This window comes from Rhodococcus sp. NyZ502 (genome assembly GCF_041464245.1).
GTDB classification, from domain to species: domain Bacteria; phylum Actinomycetota; class Actinomycetes; order Mycobacteriales; family Mycobacteriaceae; genus Rhodococcus_F; species Rhodococcus_F qingshengii.
The window spans coordinates 1,265,937-1,283,454 of the sequence record NZ_CP167155.1; the positions used below are offsets into that span (position 1 = coordinate 1,265,937).

18 protein-coding genes are annotated in these 17,518 nt (G+C 60.9%); 3 read left to right on the plus strand and 15 right to left on the minus strand.

Annotated features, from left to right (window positions below):
- Positions 1–6: 6 nt before the first annotated feature.
- Complete coding sequence (locus ACBG85_RS05855; protein WP_176741993.1) at positions 7–465, plus strand: MarR family winged helix-turn-helix transcriptional regulator; 459 nt, start codon at positions 7–9, stop codon at positions 463–465.
- A 125-nt stretch (positions 466–590) separates the two neighbouring features.
- Here ACBG85_RS05855 and ACBG85_RS05860 read toward each other — a convergent pair whose 3' ends face one another.
- The 3 genes from ACBG85_RS05860 to ACBG85_RS05870 form a co-directional block, all read right to left on the minus strand.
- Positions 591–1,205: a hypothetical protein gene (locus ACBG85_RS05860; RefSeq protein WP_003945583.1), complete on the minus strand. Its 615-nt coding sequence runs from the start codon at positions 1,203–1,205 to the stop codon at positions 591–593.
- A gap of 49 nt (positions 1,206–1,254) precedes the next feature.
- Positions 1,255–2,043: a hypothetical protein gene (locus ACBG85_RS05865; RefSeq protein WP_372026532.1), complete on the minus strand. Its 789-nt coding sequence runs from the start codon at positions 2,041–2,043 to the stop codon at positions 1,255–1,257.
- Positions 2,044–2,113: 70 nt separating this feature from the next.
- Positions 2,114–2,986: a hypothetical protein gene (locus ACBG85_RS05870; protein WP_058038890.1), complete on the minus strand. Its 873-nt coding sequence runs from the start codon at positions 2,984–2,986 to the stop codon at positions 2,114–2,116.
- Positions 2,987–3,355: 369 nt separating this feature from the next.
- Between ACBG85_RS05870 and ACBG85_RS05875 the strand changes: the two genes are divergently transcribed.
- The gene (locus ACBG85_RS05875) at positions 3,356–4,732 is read left to right on the plus strand and encodes a wax ester/triacylglycerol synthase family O-acyltransferase (RefSeq protein WP_372026534.1); all 1,377 of its coding nucleotides are present in this window, start codon (positions 3,356–3,358) and stop codon (positions 4,730–4,732) included.
- Positions 4,733–4,747: 15 nt separating this feature from the next.
- Here the strand turns inward: ACBG85_RS05875 and ACBG85_RS05880 are convergent, their stop codons facing one another.
- From ACBG85_RS05880 to ACBG85_RS05905, 6 genes are all read right to left on the minus strand, one after another.
- Positions 4,748–5,959, minus strand: a complete 1,212-nt coding sequence (locus tag ACBG85_RS05880; RefSeq protein ID WP_217018454.1) for a serine hydrolase — start codon at positions 5,957–5,959, stop codon at positions 4,748–4,750.
- Positions 5,960–6,033: 74 nt separating this feature from the next.
- Positions 6,034–7,359 carry an MFS transporter gene (locus tag ACBG85_RS05885; protein WP_083058333.1) on the minus strand — a complete coding sequence of 442 codons (1,326 nt, stop codon included), beginning with the start codon at positions 7,357–7,359 and terminating at the stop codon, positions 6,034–6,036.
- A 132-nt stretch (positions 7,360–7,491) separates the two neighbouring features.
- Positions 7,492–7,806: a DUF202 domain-containing protein gene (locus ACBG85_RS05890; protein ID WP_217018456.1), complete on the minus strand. Its 315-nt coding sequence runs from the start codon at positions 7,804–7,806 to the stop codon at positions 7,492–7,494.
- Entirely contained in the window at positions 7,803–8,132 is a 330-nt protein-coding gene (locus tag ACBG85_RS05895; RefSeq protein ID WP_372026538.1) for a YidH family protein, read from the minus strand. The genes ACBG85_RS05890 and ACBG85_RS05895 overlap by 4 nt, the downstream gene beginning before the upstream one ends.
- A 101-nt stretch (positions 8,133–8,233) precedes the next feature.
- Complete coding sequence (locus ACBG85_RS05900; RefSeq protein ID WP_063314921.1) at positions 8,234–9,418, minus strand: acyl-CoA dehydrogenase family protein; 1,185 nt, start codon at positions 9,416–9,418, stop codon at positions 8,234–8,236.
- A 12-nt stretch (positions 9,419–9,430) separates the two neighbouring features.
- Entirely contained in the window at positions 9,431–10,987 is a 1,557-nt protein-coding gene (locus ACBG85_RS05905) for a long-chain fatty acid--CoA ligase (protein ID WP_064074159.1), read from the minus strand.
- Between the two features lie 115 nt (positions 10,988–11,102).
- Here ACBG85_RS05905 and ACBG85_RS05910 point away from each other — a divergent pair, with 115 nt between their 5' ends.
- Complete coding sequence (locus tag ACBG85_RS05910; RefSeq protein WP_007734687.1) at positions 11,103–11,711, plus strand: TetR/AcrR family transcriptional regulator; 609 nt, start codon at positions 11,103–11,105, stop codon at positions 11,709–11,711.
- Here the strand turns inward: ACBG85_RS05910 and ACBG85_RS05915 are convergent.
- The 6 genes from ACBG85_RS05915 to ACBG85_RS05940 all read right to left on the minus strand — a co-directional run bounded on the left by ACBG85_RS05915 (position 11,669) and on the right by ACBG85_RS05940 (position 17,469).
- Positions 11,669–12,871 (minus strand): CaiB/BaiF CoA-transferase family protein, encoded by a 1,203-nt coding sequence (locus ACBG85_RS05915; RefSeq protein WP_063314920.1) that lies wholly within the window; start codon positions 12,869–12,871, stop codon positions 11,669–11,671. The two genes, ACBG85_RS05910 and ACBG85_RS05915, sit on opposite strands and share 43 nt — an antisense overlap.
- A gap of 138 nt (positions 12,872–13,009) precedes the next feature.
- Entirely contained in the window at positions 13,010–13,870 is an 861-nt protein-coding gene (locus tag ACBG85_RS05920) for a hypothetical protein (protein WP_311094464.1), read from the minus strand.
- Between the two features lie 25 nt (positions 13,871–13,895).
- Positions 13,896–14,669: an ABC transporter ATP-binding protein gene (locus tag ACBG85_RS05925; protein ID WP_075832411.1), complete on the minus strand. Its 774-nt coding sequence runs from the start codon at positions 14,667–14,669 to the stop codon at positions 13,896–13,898.
- Entirely contained in the window at positions 14,666–15,706 is a 1,041-nt protein-coding gene (locus ACBG85_RS05930; protein ID WP_042920161.1) for an iron ABC transporter permease, read from the minus strand. Before ACBG85_RS05930 ends, ACBG85_RS05925 begins: the two co-directional genes overlap by 4 nt.
- Entirely contained in the window at positions 15,703–16,455 is a 753-nt protein-coding gene (locus ACBG85_RS05935) for a class I SAM-dependent methyltransferase (protein WP_333837851.1), read from the minus strand. Before ACBG85_RS05935 ends, ACBG85_RS05930 begins: the two co-directional genes overlap by 4 nt.
- Positions 16,456–17,469 (minus strand): ABC transporter substrate-binding protein, encoded by a 1,014-nt coding sequence (locus ACBG85_RS05940; protein ID WP_047269298.1) that lies wholly within the window; start codon positions 17,467–17,469, stop codon positions 16,456–16,458.
- Positions 17,470–17,518 lie beyond the last annotated feature (49 nt).

The following is a 17,518-nucleotide window of genomic DNA, read 5'->3' on the forward strand; positions in this document are numbered from 1 at the left end:
ATTTGTATGCAAGATCGAGAAACATGGACGACAGGGTCGCTGGTGTGGCACCTTGGCTTGCGCTGGCGGGCGGGGGTTGACCGAGCGATCGCGCACCTGGGGTTGACTCACGCCCAGTATTCAGTGCTCGCGTCTCTGCATGGTCTGGTGAGTGCGGGGGAGAGGCCGAGTCAGCGAGAACTCTCAGCGCACACAGGATTGCAGCGAATCTACATATCCAAGCTCGTGCGAGCGTTGGAGAAGAGCGGGTTTGTTGTCAGTGAACGCGATAGACGCGATGCGCGAGCCGTTCGCCTCGATCTCAGTGACGAGGGCAAACGAGTCATAGAGCTCGCTAAAGACATTGTCCGCCAATTGGATGCAAAGAATACGGAAGTGCTGACGAAAACCGGAGGGCGGGAACTCGCCGAGCTCCACCGCGCCCTTGACGCGTTACTCGACGCCACCGAAGCAGCAGATGGATAATGCGCCGGTCCGCTTCGTGGCGAAACCGAAGGCGATCGTGTGCGGACCCGGTCCACAGGACGTTCGTTGGGGGAGCGACGGAAGCGTCGATCCCCCAACGAGCCCTATTGTCTAGCTGTCGATCGTCACGGTGTCACGTTGATCGGTGTGGCCGATGCGAACTGCAGTGTGCCCGACATTGTTGCCGTCCCAGTGGCTGCGGCGGGGCAGACGGGTCCGGTGCCGGTGCGTGTGTAGTTCACGGTGCCGGTGTTGCTTGCCACGACGCGCTGGTTGGGAATATCGAATGGCAGCGGTCCGACAGTGCTGGCCCCGACGGTGACTGTGCATGTTGATCCGGGCATCGTGACGACTGCGCCTCCTGCAGGAATGACCAGGGATCCCTGAGCCGATCCGGTGTCTGCCGATACGTTCAATAGCCAGGAGCCGGAGGTCGTGACCACAGCGGGTAGGCCGTTAGCCTTGCACCCGGTCAGGCTGGGGGTGCCGATATTGACGTTGACTCCGCCGGTGCCGGTGTTGGAATTACCCGGCGCGGATGGGATGGTCCCGGAGCCCGTCGTACTGGAGCAGGTAAGTGTGATCGTTCCTGTCTTGATACTGAGATTGCTGCTCGAAGCAGTCACGGCTTGACCCGCTGGAGTGACGACGGTCGAAGCCAGAGCGGTGCCGGCTGCGACCGCAATCGCGGCTGCGGCGGCAGCTGTGACGATGGTGGTGCGGCGAACTGCATGGGACATCGATATCTCCTTGTTGTCGGTGATACTTCGTGAGTCGCCGGTGCTTGCTCTACTGCGTCCGCAGGCTGTCGGCGCCGATGTTGAACACATCGCTTGTGGTGGTCAACGAATTGTGACCACTCGAAGACGGAACGTTGGCGCGAAGATTGACTGCCCAATTCAATGCGCCGAACAGTCCACATCCAGATGCGCCCGGTACCGCGAACGTCTGGTCGGCGTGCGTCACGTTTCTGACGGCGGCGGTATCCGGAAATCCTGAAACTTCCTCCAGGACACCATTTTCGGACACTCCGAGTTTGAACATGATCGGGTTGCTCGCAGAACCCAGATAGCAGTTGCCGCCCAGCAAGGGGTTGGAGATCTTCAATCTTGCCGGAAGTGTGACACCGAGTTGGAATGCGTCGACTGTTGGCAACGCGACCGGTTCGACTGTTGCCTTGATGGTCGTCAAGCCGCCGGGGAACGGTATACCGAGCCCGAAGATTCCTCCTGGTACCTCGATGGGGCTGGAATAGACGCCTTTGGTGCCGTCAGTGGGAGGAATGAAGATCTGGTCGAACCCGAATTCTGCGTCGGGGTTCTCGCGATAGGCGACACCGCCGGCGATATTCAACGAGCCGGAAGGAATCGGTACTTTGAGCCCGTTGATGTTCATTTCGCCGCCTTTGACGACGACGTCGACACAGGTGCTTGTCTCCGGATTGGCTATCGGGCATTTTCCCCAGCCCCCGAACGGCGCATTGGGCAGCGGGGCCGCCGTCGCGGTTGACACCGCCCCGAGAGTGAGGACTCCCGCTGCGACGACAGCGAGCGCGGCTCTGAATCGTATTGTGCGCATGGACAAGTGAACTCCGTTTCGAGGTGGCAATCTGTCGTCGATGAAGGTTCTGTGGCAGTGGGTTGGATTGCTAGTTGGCACTACGTTCGGCAACGACGGCAGCGGGTTCGGGTGAGCCGGCCGGCTGGGGCCTGAGGCTGTCGGCACCGATGTTGTAGACGTCACTCGTCGTGGCGAGGGAGTTGGACGTGGTGGACGAGGGAAGCCCGGCGCGCCAGTTGACGATTGGATTCAGAACGCCGAACGGGCCACACCCGGAAGCTGTCGGGACCGCGAAGGGCTGTCCGGTGTGCCCGGTGTTTCGAACGACGGCAGTGTCCGGGAAACCTGGAACCTCCTCGAGGACACCGTATTCGGTCACATCCAAGTTGAGTTGGACGGGGTTGTTGTCCGAGCCCAGGTAGCATTTGCCGCCGAGGAGAGGGTTCGCGATCTTCAGTTTGACGGGTAGCTTCACACCAAGCTGAAATGCGTCCACGGTGGGGAGTGCAGACGTCGACTCTACGGTGGCCGAAGCCTTGTTCAGTCCGAAGAGATTGTTGAATGGCAGGTCGATTCCGAGTGCGCCCCCGGGGATGTCGATGGGTTTGGCGTAGATCCCCCGACTGTTGTCGTTGGGTGGGATGAATACTTGGTCGAATCCGAATTCAGCCTCTGGATTCTCCCGGTATGCAACTCCGCCTGCGATGCGCATCGCCCCGGCGGGAATGTTGACGGAAAGCTTGCCGATCTTCATGTTTCCGCCGGTGACCGTGACGTCCATACAGGTGCTGGTCTCGGGATTGTCGATCGGACATGAATCCCAACCGCCGAAGGGGATCTCCGCTGCCGGGGCGGCTCCTGCAAGGCTTGCTGACAAGCTTCCCACCGCAGCGGCGGTGGTGAACACAGTTGCGGTGGCGAGTGCGCCGAAAAGCCCACGCGACGTCGAACGTCGGGACATGTATTTCTCCTTTGGGTACAACCGACCAGTCGGGATTGTGATGATGAGTGACGGTAGTCACGTGTGACTTGGATGTACAGACAATTTGAAACAATTCCGACAAAAGTATTACTGCGATCGCCTCCGCTACTACTTGCGGCTGTGAGGATTGAAATTTGTTGCAGTGCTCTGTGTCTCGTCATTCACCCGCGAATCGCTGTGAGGTGCTTCGACCCGAAAAGGCGTTCGTCGACGGGAATATCGGACTCCTGTCGAAATCGAGGGGGCAATGTTTTGTCGGAGTCGCCAATGAGGGAAGTCAGGGCGAGTAACTTTGTCGAACAGCGGCTGATCGGTACTCCGGGCAGCTGCCCGAGAGAACGGATCGCCATGACGCTGATGCTGCCGCTCGACTCGATGTTCCTACTGATGGAGTCACGGGAGCATCCCATGCACGTCGGTGGCCTGTCGCTTTTCGTTCCGCCGGAAGGGGACGACGGCGAATTTGCCAGGTCGCTCTACCGTTCGCTCACCGACGTCGACTCGATTCGGCCACTCTTTCGCCGCAAGCCGGTGCAGTTCTTGTCGAACTTCGCGCCGGTGCGTTGGACGGAGGACGCAGACGTCGATCTCGAGTATCACGTCCGGTTGCTCGCGCTGCCCAAGCCGGGTCGAGTCCGCGAGTTGCTCGAGCTGACCTCCATGCTCCACGGCACGCTGCTCGATCGGCATCGGCCGCTGTGGGAGGCGTACGTGATCGAAGGTCTCGCCGACGGCCGAGTTGCCGTGTACATGAAGACGCACCACGCGCTCATGGATGGTGTGTCTGCTGTTCAGGCGTGGTACCGCAGCCTCTCGTCGGATCCGCACGATCGACATTCGATGCCTCCATGGGCGCAACGACCTTCTTCGGGGCGGGTTCGTGCCGGTCGCGGGCTGGACCTGCAGAGGCGGGTGGGCTCCGTGATCGAGACCGTGCAAGATGTGGTCGGGGTCGGCCCTGCGATAGTGAACGCCGCTGCCTCGGCAGTGAAGGACCACGTCGCACCGTTGCCGTTTGCTGCCCCGAAATCGATCTTCAACGTCCCGATCACCGGAGCGAGGCGTGTCGCCGCGCAGTCGTGGCCGATCGAGCGCCTGCGCAAGGTCAGCTGCGTTGCAGACGTGACGCTCAACGATGCGGTGTTGGCAATGTGCGCGGGTGCGCTACGGCGATACCTGATCGAACTGGACGAGTTGCCGGACAAACCGTTGATCGCGATGGTGCCGGTATCCCTTCGCAAAGGCGAAGAGGGTGAGGCTTCCGGCAATGCCGTGGGTGCGGTGTTGTGTGATCTGGCAACCGAATTGGTAGATCCGGCGGCCCGACTTCAGAGAGTTCACGACTCGATGAGTAGCGCCAAGTCCCTGATGTCGGGCCTGACGCCCCTGCAGATCACGGCGCTCAGTGCATTGAACGTCGCGGGTCTCGGGCTGCCGCTGATCCCTGGTTCATCCCGACTGATCACTGGGCGTCCAGTCTTCAATCTGGTGATTTCCAACGTCCCCGGCCCGACAACGACGCGCTATTGGAATGGCGCGAAACTCGCGAGCTGTTACCCGGCATCGATTCCGTTGGACGGGCAGGCGATGAACATCACCGTCATCGGCTACGCGGACACCATGCAGTTCGGGCTCGTCGGCTGCCGCCGCAATGTTCCGCACTTGCAGCGGCTCCTCGGCCATCTCGAGGAATCCTTGAGTGAGCTCGAAGCCGCCGCAGGTTGAATGTGTGAGGAAACCTCAGCTGACGGGGACCGCTCCGCGAGCGTTCGATACCAAGTGAGTGCCGATCTGAAGGAACGCGGGTACGAAGTTCGGGGTGTCGATTGCAGGCGAAAGGATGTGGGCTCCGAAATGCGCGACCACAAACTCCAGGTCGCGTGAGATCAAGAGCCTCTGGCCATGGATTCCGCTTGCCATGAACGATCCGAACGGATCATTGAGGATCCACCAGTAGTCGTGGTAGCTCATCGTCGCGGGGGAATCGACAGGGGCACGCGGGCTTCTGACCTCCGAAGGATAGCCTGCGGGCACTCCCGCGGTCATCGATCGCGCGATGTGCGGTGGGATCACCTGACGATCCTCGACGGCACCGTCACAACGAATCATCTCACCCACTCTGGCCACGTCTCGAAGGGTCGCACTGAATCCGCCCGCCGCCATTTCCGTTCCAGCGGAGTCGACTATGTAGAACGCATCTTCTTCGGCTCCGATTCTTGACCAGACCAGCTCACTGAGTAGTTCGGCGAGTGAAGTTCCGGTCACGCGGCGCAGTATTTCTCCGACAGTCTCGACATTGCCGTTCTCGTAGCGGAATTCGACGCCGGTCGGGCCCGCAGTACGTGCCGTGGCGAGGTGCTCGAGAATGGTCTCCGGGCCGCGGTAATTCATGGGGCGCAGCTTCGGGGCGACTACGGCCCAGAAACGGCTGGCTTCGATGGTGCGATGGAACGGCCGACCGCCGTACGTTACATCAGTGCCCATGTGAAGAAGGTCCTGAATCCGATTGTCTCCGAACGCAGTTCCTGCCAACTCGGGAATGAATTTCGACGCCCGATCGTCGCGGTCGAACAATCCTTGTGCTTCGACCAGTGCAGCCATCAAACCGACGTAGGATTTCGCCATCGATGCATTGAGGTGCGGTTCGTGCGGTTTGCAACCGTGCAAGTAACTCTCGTACACGATGCGCCCCCGATGTAGCACTGCGATACCGTCACTGTGCGCACCCGCGAGGAACTCGGACACCGTCTGCTTCGGTTGATCCGGAAGGTTCAACGTGACACCGGACAGATCCGTGTAGTCGGTCGGGAGGGTCCATTTGGGTCCGTCGCCGCGCCACACACGGCGAGTCGCTACCATCTCTCGTATGGTTGTGGCTTGTTGGCGCACGTCGGCCGGGTCGGTGAATCCGCGCGCCCAGGGGATGTCACCCGTTGCGATGTTTTGTGCCATCTGAGGTCTACTTCCGTCTTGATTGCCGAGTTGGAGTGTTGATTGCCGCGTTCGTAGTTGATGAACTGAATTGCCTAGTGCCGAAGCGCATTCTGTTCATGTAGGGGGTTGGCGGATGGCCCGGAGAGTAGGGCCGCACTGTCGCGGGCGTAGGGGCGATACAGTGCGCCTGAAGCGACCCCGTTGACGGTGGTCAGCACTACGGTGACGATGAAGAGCGCGCCTTGCAATCCGATTCTGTCGCCGAGAGTTCCGACCAAGACAGCGTATCCGGCGTAGGCCAGCGCTTCGACTGTCGAGACGGAGACGGCAAAGGCCAGGGCTCGCAGTTCCGGACGAACTACGGCCATGATAATAGGCCGATTGACCACTGGGACCTGACCTTGAAGGACGCCGACGATCCCGAACAAGACCGCGTAGGCGCCGATGCTGTTCCAGGAAATCTGCGTAGCGATCAGTGCTGCGGCCGCGAATCCGAGTTGGCTGGCCTGAAGCATGATGATGCGGCCGTTTCGGGGTCGTTTGACGTGTACGGCGTCGTTGACTCGTCCGCCGACGAACGTGCCGAGCAGGTACCCGATTGCGAAGGGCGGTGCGATGATCGAAGCAGTTGCGGTCGTGAATCCGTGCTCCTCGACGAGAAATACGATGCTGAAGCTCATGATGACGTTCTGGCCCGAGAATGCGCGTTGTACGAGTAGGTATCGGAATGTCTTGATAGCGAGTAGCTCTCGTATCCCTTCGCGCCAGAATCTTGCTTTGGAGCCGAGATCGTCGGTGGTCGTCTGTGCGGGCGCATCGCCGGATTCAGGATCGTCGAGGAAAAGCATGATAAGCACACCGATGGCGATGCAGATTGCACCGGTGATGATGTATCCGTAGCGCCATCCATCTTCGAAGCGAGACAAAAGCCCGAATATCGGGGCGGTCGCGCCGGTGATGACGGCGACGCCGCCGTATACCAATCCCGTTGCGCGGCCCCTCCGGGCGTCCTCGTACAGATCTCCGAGGATGGACAATGCAATCGAGCCGGCGCCGGCGAAACCTGCGGCGCCGATCGCATAGAGGACGAGAAACTGAGTGAAACTGCCGGAAAATCCGGCCAGGATTACCCAGACACCCCAGAACCCTGAACAGATGGCAAGTACCGACTTACGAGAATATCGTCGGGCAAGGAACGCCCAGGGGATTGCCGTGAAGACCCCGACGGCCTTGGCCACTGCAACGATCGTGCCGAGCGCCGCCGATGACAATCCCATGGCCTCGCGCATGAGAGGGAAGAGCACGGACGTCACGCTGCTTTCGGCGTTGTCCATTGCCGTGGAGCCGGTCAGGAGTGCGAGGTTCTTACCTCGCCGACTGCGTGGAAACTGAGTAGGTGCCGCAAGTTCTGTGGTCATTGTTCCCTCTCGAAAAATGCCGATGATTGCTTGGGCGCGGTGGGCAGCGCTCGGCGGTCGACTGTGCACTGAGTCACAGTGAGCATTAATGGAGACAATATACATAAATAGACATACTGTCTATCTCTTTGTTCAAAGTTGGATGACAGTGCAGGTGCCGAGTCCCGCAACCGTGACGCCTACGGCCAAAGTCGCCATGACAATGAACGGTATTTCTCGAGAATCCTTGTCGTCCAGACTGAGTCGACGATGACGGATTGTCGTGCCCACGATGACTCCGGCAGTCGTAATGATGAGCGTGGCGAACACTGCGATTCGTAGAACGGACGGATGCAAAGCGATTTCGCGACCGATGATCACTGACACAGTCACAGAGGAGAGGGCAGTTCGTCGCCAGGCGAGCACGGTTCGCTCGGGTTGCAGTCCGGGCGGCTCGTTTTTCGTCACAACACGGTCATCCCTACGCCGAGACCCGCAACGACACACACCCCGCCGACGAGAAGCGCGATCATCGGTGACGTGGGTAAGGGAAGATCACGCCTCATCGCGGTTTGGACGGCCTTCCAGTGTCTGAGCGCGCCGAGCGCTACAGCCGACGCCACGACGGTGCACACGACTCCGAGCATTTTGTACATATTGTTGTCGTTTTCGGATACGTAGAACTGACCGACTGCGACGCCGCCTGCCAACAGCCCCAACGCAGTTCGTATCCAAGCCAGAAATGTTCGTTCGTTCGCAAGACTGAATCTGTAGTCCGGTTCGTGATCGATCACGGTGATTGCCTCCGAAATGTCGAGTGCCCGCCAGGCCGTCACGTCGAGCGTATGACGACCTGGCGGGCGCGAAATTGGATACGACTGTCCTTGAATGATCTTCAGGTGGTGAGTAATTGACGCGCGATTCCGTTCTTCTGAATCTCGGAGGAGCCGGTGAGGATTCGGAACATCCTCAACCGCTGGAACAGTGATTCGACCTCCGAACCACGGATGACCCCGGCTTTTCCGTGAATCTGAACTGCGTGGTCGGCGATGGTGAAGGCCTTCTCGGCAACGAACAGCTTGCACATGAATGCTTCGGTACGCGGACTCCCACCGGCATCGAGTGTGGCGAGTGCGTCGTAGGTCATCGAGCGCGCAGCGTAGTAGTCGGTCGCCATGTCGGCGAGTTTGTGTTGGATGGACTGCAACATCGCAAGAGGAGCGCCCTGCACCTGGCGAGTCTTGCTGTACTCCAACGACAATTCCAGTGCTCGGCGGGCTCCGCCGAGGACGGTGGGGCAGTGCAACAACCGGTTGACTGTGACTCGACCGAGTCCGATTCTCAAGCCTTCGCCCACATTTCCGAGAAGCTGTTCCGGCCCCACGTAGCAGCCGTCGAGGATGATGTCCGCTTCGATGTGCTGACCGGACATCGGGACGTCACCGTCCGCCACTGTGCAGCCAGGAGAATCCAAGTCGACCAGGAAGGCCGAGTACGAATCCGGTCCGTCGCCGTCGGATGCCATCTTTGCGATCAGTACCGAAAAGTCGGCGAAGGGGCCCGCGGACGAGAACACCTTGTGGCCGTTCAGGCGCCATCCGGCACCGTCCGGGGTAGCTGTGGTGAGCATGCCGCGAACATCGGAACCTGCGTCGTTCTCGGTGAGAGAAAAGCAGCACGCCTTCTCTCCTCGCAGCACCGGAATCAAGTACTTTTCCAACTGGTGCTCGGTGGCGTATTGAAAGATCGATCCCGCGCGGAGTGGGCCACCCATGTCTCCGAGCACGGACGTCGCGAGGACCCGCGGCGATGCACCGACCTCTTCTTTGAGTGCGGCGAGTTCGGTATAGGTGAGGTTCTGGCCGCCGAGTTCAGTGGGGAGGTGTATTCCGTAGAAGCCGAGTTCGCGGCTGCGTCTCCACACTGGCTCGAGCGTCTCACGGATGTAGTGGGATTCTTGAGTGAGACCCAATTCGGCTTCGTACTCGGCTAGTTCGCCGTCGAGATAGTCGCGTAGACGCTCGACGAGCGATTGAAGTCTTGGATTGTCTTCGTAGGTAGGGGTGAGAGCGAATGACATGTCTATTTCCTGTCAGTTGACGTGACGGTCAGCGGTGGTCCAGTAGGTCGCGCGAATCGCGCGGCGATCGATCTTGCCGTTTCGGTTGACAGGCAACGAATCTGCGAAGTCGACCGAACGTGGCTTCTTCATGCTTGCCAGACGCGTCGAGCAGTGCGCGATCAATTCCATTGCGGTGGTGTCAGTTCCATCTCTGGTCACGACAACAGCCTTGACTGCTTCGCCCCACTTCGGATCGGGAACTCCCACTACGCAGACTTCGGAAACGGCAGGATGTTCGTACAAAGCGGCCTCCACCTCGCTGCAGTAGATGTTGAATCCGCCCGAGATGATCATGTCCTTCTTGCGGTCGACGATGAACAGGTAGCCGTCTTCGCGGAAATAGCCGACATCGCCCGTGTGGACCCAGCCGTTCCTGAACGTCTCAGCCGACAGCTCGGGTTCGTGGAAGTATTCGCGGACACAGTCCGGACCACTGGCTACGATCTCGCCGATCGTGCCGGCCGGGACCTGTACGCCGTTGTCGTCGACCACGCGAACATCGGTGTCGTATGCCGGCCGGCCGCACGAGAGAAGAAGCTCAGGGTCGGATTCGATACCGCGCACCACGTCTTCAGCGGTCAAGACAGTGACGACGCTGGTCGTTTCGCCGAGCCCGTATCCCTGAATGACGATGGGACCGAACACCTTTACCGCGTCGCGCAACCGTTGTGGAGAAACCGGCGCTGCGCCTACGCCGATGCAGCGCAGAGAGCTCAGGTCGACGTCGGTAACCGACGGATGGTCCATCAGCAAGTTGAGCATCGTCGGGACCACCATGGTGGTGGTGATCCGCTCACGTTCGATGGTCTGCAGGAACGTCCTCGTGTCCCATGCCGGCAGGATCACCACTGCGGCGCCCCTGGCGAACATTCCGAGCATCACCATGCCGGAAGCGTGTGTGATCGGGCCGGGGGCGAGGTAGCGATCACCAACAGTCGGCGCGCCTTCGGGGCTCATCAGTCGCTTGCGCATGTTCGCCAAGCGGTTGCCGTGACTCTGGACCGCAGCCTTGAGCTTGCCGGTGGACCCGGATGTGTAGTTGAGGACAGCCGGGGCGTCAATGTCGACGTCCACCTCGACGTTGTCTTCGCTGCCCCTTGTCGTCAGTTCGTGATAACTGTCCGCGCCGGGAGTCGAAGTGCTGTAGTCGATCACCCTGCAGTTCAGCCCTGCGTCGGCGACGACCTTCAGTGCCATCTCGGCATGGGCGGGGTCGACGAAGAGGACACGCACATCGGCGTCGGCGAGGATATGCCCGAGTTCGTCGGCGCCCAGTCGTGCGTTGATCGGCACCCTGACGAATCCTCCCTTGTACAAGGCCATTTCGGTCACTACGAGTTCCCCGCAGTTTCCGGCAAAGGTTCCGATCATGTGTCCGGGCCGTGTCCCGGTCACTGCGAGAGCGGACGCGAGACGGTTTGCGGCCGTATCGAGCTCGCTGTAGGTCCACCGGCCTTCGCCGCAGACAAGGGCTTCGAGATCGGGGTAGTAGCTGGCGCTTCGGGCGAGATAAGTACCGAGGTTCATGGACATCTCCAGAGAAAATCGACATCACGAATGTTAATGGACAGTCTGTCTATATTCGATCGTCCTGTCAATGTTGAACTATGCTTCGTACAACAGTGCGAAGGAAGGGAACCCAATGCCTCCAGAAGACAGACGTGTCCGGCGTACCCGACGATTGCTGCGGGATGCCTTGGTCTCGCTCGTTCTGGAACGGGGATATGCCGGGATCACCGTCGAAGACATCACGGACCGTGCAGATTTGGGTCGGGCGACGTTCTACAGTCACTACACCGACAAAGACGATTTGCTCGGTCAAGTCGTGTCCGATCTGGCCGATGACCTGCAAGAGCGGCTCGGTCCACTCATTCCCGCCTCTTCGATCGGATTCACCGGCAAGCCTGTGCTCGAGATGTTCAGGCATGCCGCTGAGGAACGTGACGTCTACCGTGTGATCCTGCGTGGTGAGGGGGATGGCAAGGCGCTGCGAAAGTTCGTCGAAGACCGCAGCGTCGCCGCTGTGCGGATATTTTCCGCACGGGCAGAAGCGCTCGGGGTTACTCCGCGAATCGACATCGAAGTACTCTCGCGGGCATGGGTGGGTGAACAGATCGCGGTCATGCAGTGGTGGCTCGAGTCCGACCCGCCACCGCTGACGCCGGAAGAAGTCACCGAGATGCTGCTCGAACTTTCGTTGCGGGGACGCTACTGGTCTTCGGGTTTCGACGGCGAATTGAAATCCGAATAGCCGCTGTCACGTCTCGCCGTTGCCGCGGCGGCTTCGTCGAGAACCGACTCGGTGTGCTCGCCCACGTATGGAGTCGGAAGTCGAAAACTGTTCAGTCCCAAGCTGAATTGCGCCGGGAATCTCATCTGGGGCCAGCTTTCTCCGTTTTCGGTCGCGACCTCGCTGAACAGGTTTCGAGCGACGACATGGGGATCGCTCATCAGCTGTCCGGCGTCGGTGAACACCGGCGCCCATGGGGCATTGATCGCAGTCAACGATCTTTCCCACCACTCGTATGTGTGCGTACCGAAGGTGGTGACCAGGAGTTCCCGCAACTCAGCCTTGTGCTGTGTTCGGGTCCATCGATCGTCGTAGCGCAGTGTGTTCAGTGCTGGAAACTCAGCGCTGAATGCTGTGCGGAACTCGATCCAGAACCTGTCTTCGAAAGTGGCAAGTGAAAGCAAGCAACCGTCGGAAGTCTCGAAAATGTCGTTGTCTCCCTGGACGGTCGGTGAATCGGTAGGGTTCTCGATATCGCGGATCATGAGCGCGAAAGGCGCGCACCACGCGGTTGCAGCCTCGGCGAGGGAAATGTCTATGTGTTGTCCGCGTCCGTGCTTGTCCACGCTGGCGAGAGCAACCGAGATGGACAGTGCTGCGTACATCGAACCCACCAGATCACCGGCCCGGATACCAGGGCGAGTGACGACTCCGTCGGTGCACCCGGGAACTGCGAAAAAGCCGGAAAGGCCGAGGAAGTTCAATTCGTGCCCCGGCTTGTCGGCATAGGGTCCGGACTGCCCGTAACCGGTGATCGAACATAATACGATGCGTGGGTTGGCTTTTCGAAGTACGTCGTAGCCGAGTCCCATGCCTGCCAGTACCTGTGGCCGGAACCCCTCGACCACTGCATCTGCAGTCTCGACCAGTCGAAGGAACGTCTCGCGATCGGATTCGAGACGGAGATCGAGCGCGATCGATCGCTTGTTCCTGTTCAACGAGGCCATCCGTTCACCAGCTGCCCGCGTGGGATCAGGTCGCTTCGGGTTCTCGACCTTGACCACGTCGGCGCCCAGATCTGCGAGCAGTGTCGTCGCAAACGGGCCGGGCAGAAGGCGAGAGAGGTCGAGAACGCGCTTGCCGTGTAAGAAACTCCATTCCGACGTGTTGTCACTGTCCATGTTCACACTCCGAAGGCTGTCGAGGCAGTGGCCGATAGCGCCAAACCCTCATCGGCATGGCGTTGTCCGTAGCTGCTGGATCCCAGGATGATCAACCTGATCGATAATTGGCAGACTATCGATTAATGAACAGGATGTCTACGAATTGATTGCGGCGAGGTTTTGTTCTGCTTTGTCGACGCGACGCTCAGCAACACGGAGTTCCTTCTCGGATTCTCGAACCGCAGCGTCACTGGTCTTCTCGGCGTTCCGTGCGAACTGCCGTTGCTGCTCAGCGTGCTCGAGTTCGGTGCGCAGTTCTTCAACGCGCCGTTCGACGTCGGAAAGCGTCGTTCTGGCTTCCTGGAGTTCGGCGGTCTCGGACTTCACCCGGCGGCGGATCTCGTCGGCCTGCGCCGTGGCTTCCTTCAATTCTGCTTTTGCTCTGGCTTGTTCGGCCTTCGGTTCCGGAGTTTTCGACTTCGGAGTCGTCGGCTCTTCAATCGCGGCGTGCTGCGGTGATTTCTCATTCACCACGGCGAGCCCGGCGGGTCCGAAACCGCTGTAACTCGCCGCGGTCACGACCCGTCCGAGTCGAACCTGCGCGGCAGTCTCCTCATCGGCCAGAGCGGCATTGAGGGTCTGCGCGACATCACGTAAAGCATCCTCGCCGACGCTTTTTCCCCGTGAAGCCGCGATATCACCGGATTTGTGGGCGAGACTCCGCACCACCTGCTGCCTCTGTGTCGTCAGCCGTCGCAAGTCCGGGCCCGAGAGATGGCGTTGAGCGTCGCGTAGCGATTCGCCAAGCGCGAGAAGTGCATCCAGATCCTCTGGTGCATCGCGCGAGATGAGATTGACCAACCACCCCACGGTGGTCGGCTTCCGAAGTTTGCCGATTTCCGCGGCCAATGTGCGGTCGTTGTCCTCCCGGGCGGCCTGCACATGATGTGTACGTGCCTCGACGAACTCGCCGGGGTCGAGCCCGTACAGTTCGTTGGCGACATCATCGAGGGTCACGTATCCATATTGGCACTCGGAACGGTTACATGTGGCAAGGCGGAAGGTATCGCACGGTAGGTACTCCGCCGGGACCGTCCAGGCGAACCTCGGCGTCGACCTGGTAGACCTCGGCTATCAGGTCAGCGGTGAGGACCTCGGTCGGGCTTCCGTGGGCAACGATGGATCCCCGGTTCAGCATCACTATCGAATCGCAGAACATGGCGGCCAGATTCAGATCGTGCAATGCCATGATCGTGGTGGTGGGGAGGCGTCGCACGAGCGCGAGCAATTCGAGTTGATGGTTGATGTCCAGGTGATTGGTCGGCTCGTCGAGTAGCAACTCATGAGGTTCCTGAGCGAGGGCGCGCGCGATCTGGACGCGTTGGCGCTCCCCGCCGGACAGGGTGTGCCACGACCGGTCCAGCATGCCGGCGAGGTCGGTGTGTTCGATCGCTGCCCGAACGGCGTCGCGATCGGAATCCGACTGCCCACCCCACAGTCCGCGGTGAGGTGTGCGTCCGAGTTCGACTACCTCCGCGACCGTCAGATCGATCTCGGTGTTGCTGTGCTGATCAACGGTCGCGATCCGACGCGCGACGTCGCGGCGTTTCCAGTCGGACAACGGGGTTCGGTCCAGGGTCACGACACCGGATGTCGGACGATTGTGCCCGGCAAGCAGTTTCAGCAGCGTCGATTTCCCCGAACCGTTGGGGCCGAGAAGCCCCACCGTACTTCCGGTTGTAGGCGAGACGTCGAGGTCGTCGACTATGAGCGCCCCGCCGACCCGCCAACTGACGCCGGTAGCTTCGAGTGTCATGGCCTGGCCTTCCGTCTCCAGAGGATGACGGCAAACGCAGGCACACCGACCAGCGCGGTCACCACACCGGCCGGGAGTTCCTGCGGCGCAATGGCTGTGCGTGCCACAGCGTCGACCCAGACAAGGAAGATGGAGCCGATCAGTGCGGACGCGGGCAGGAGTCGGCGGTGGTTCGAACCGACGAGAGCCCGCGCCGCGTGCGGGAGGACCAGGCCCACGAAGCCGATGGCGCCTGCGACGCTCACGATCACCGCGGTCATCAAGGCTGTTGCCAACAACAGGGTCACACGCACCCGCCACACGTTCACCCCCAGCGACGACGCCGCGTCCTCGCCGAAGGCAAAGGCGTCGAGTGCGCGGGAGTGAGTCAGACAGACCGCGAGGCCGACTGCGACCACCGCAGCGCAGAGTGCGACGTCGAGCCAGTCGGCGCCGCCGAGTGAGCCCAGGAGCCAGAACATCACGCCGCGGGTCTGCTCGGGATCGGCCGAGGTGATGACGATGAACGAGGTGAGCGCGGAGAACAGTTGGGTCGCGGCGACACCGGCCAGGATCACCCGATCCGGCGTGCCGCCGGCCGCATGGGCGAGCAGCAACACAAGGGCGAAGGAGATCACCGCGCCGATGAAGGCGCCGCTCGACAGGCCGATCACTCCCGACCCGACTCCGAGGATCACGATCAGTACGGCACCGGTCGAGGCGCCGGACGAGATACCGAGGACAAACGGATCGGCCAGCGGATTGCGAAGCAGCGACTGCATGATCGCACCGCACAACCCGAGACCGGCACCGCAGAGCGCGGCGAGCAGGGTACGCGGCAGACGGAGGTCCCAGACGATGCCGTCACGGATAGGGGTGACGTCCGCCGCGGTACCGCCGAGATGGCCGACGACGATCGAAGCCACCTCACCGACCGACAGACCGGCCGGCCCCAACGTGATCGCCACGGCAGCCGATCCGGCCAGCGTGACAACACCGATCATCCACAGCAGGGTGACGGTCGTCGGGTTGTCACGCAGCCGAACTCTTGTCGTCATCTCACGCCGTAGACCACGTAGTCGTCGAACAGCTGCCAGACCGTCCCCGACTCCCGAAAACCTGCTTGCGCGAGCGCCGCCAACTGGAAGTCGACGGCCGTGGGCGCGGTAGCGTCACGTCCGGCGAATCTGCGCTCACGCTCGTCGGTCAGTGCCCCGATGCCGTGAGTGGCCCGCAACTCGTCCCACCAGCTCTCCCACTCGGGAGCGCCCGCAGCAAAAGCGGAGCGTTGCGTCTGCTCGTCGTGAGCCTTCGCCCATCGCCCTATGGCGGGGGATCGGCCGTCGAAACGAAAGTGATCACCATTGAGCAGAACGCCGGCAGGGCTCAGCAGTTCGCGGCACTGCCGATACACCTCGACGAGCTGCTGCGGTTGCAACCAGTGCAGCGCGGTTGTCGACACTATCGCCTGAACCGGCGCAGCCACCGAATTCGGCCAATCGGCTCCCGCCAGGTCTGCGTCGATCAGCTGCAGTCGGTCACCGAAACGCGTCGACGACTGGCGGGCGAGCTCCAGCAGCATCGGGTCGTAATCGATCCCCACAACGCTCGCATGCTCGAACTTTTCGAGAATCCGGGCGCTCAGTGAACCCGGCCCGCAGGCCAGGTCGACAACCGTGAACGGGGCGTGCGCGTGCTGCAATTCGAGGACGTCGAGAATCACGTCGAAGCGCTTCTCACGGTCGGCGATGTATGCCGCCTGCTGGTCGTCCCACCGACGCACCAGTTCACTGATCTGCGCGGACATCTAGACCACACCCAACTGGCGCAGCCCGTCGGAGAGCTGTTCGATGCCACCGACATTGCGGATCGAGGGATCCATCGTCGTTCCTTCGAGGATGATGTAACGCTTGTTCTTCACTGCGGTGAGCTTGCTGGCGACCGGGTCCGATTCGAGGAACGCGATCTTGTCTGCGGCACTGTCGCCGTCTCCACCGCGGTCGAGATCTGCGAGCACCAGCACGGTCGGGTCTCGATCGAGGACACTCTCCCAACCGATTTCGGGCCAGTACTGCTTGTTGTCGTCGAAGGCGTTCTTCGCACCCACCGCGTCGGTCATGATTCCCGGTGCACCGCAGCACCCGGCGAAGTACGGAGTCTTCGTGGCTGCGTACCACCACGCCAGCGTCACGTTCTCAGCTCCCAGTGCCGCCGTGGCGGTGGCTGCGCGATCCTTCAAACTCTCGGTGAGCTCGACACCTTTGTTCTTGACATCGAACAGTGTTGCCACGTCGTCGATTTCGTCGTACAAGTCGTCGAGCGTGAGGGCCTTGCTCTGCTCGGCATCCTGACCGGTGCACTCGCTGGGTGACTGATATGTCGCGACACCGAGGTCGGTGAACTTGATCCGGTCGGCGATTCCCTCCGAGGTGAACGTGTAGTTGAACGTCGTGTAGACCATGTCCGGTTCGCGTTCGAGGACACTTTCGAATGACGGGAACTCGGTGTCGAACGCCTGGACCTGACCACGCGCCTCGCGCAGTTCGGGGAGGACATCGTCATCGCTCATGGCGTACCCGGCCATCCGGTCCTGCACTCCCAGCGCGAACAGCATCTCTGCTGCAGGTTGATTTACCGCGATTGCCCGTTCGATCGGTCGCTCCACCGTGACGTCTCGGCCACAGTTCTGGACTGTCACGCGCGATTGTTCGGAAGAGTTGGATTGTCGGGCAGCACTGTCGTCGGAGGAGCAGGCAACCAACGACGCGCTCAACAGGGCAGCGACGGCGGCGGCGGGTAGGCGAAGTCTGGACAGACGCATGGAATCTCGTTCTCGCAGGGGCTCGTTCGCGGAGCCCGTTACCGTGTGA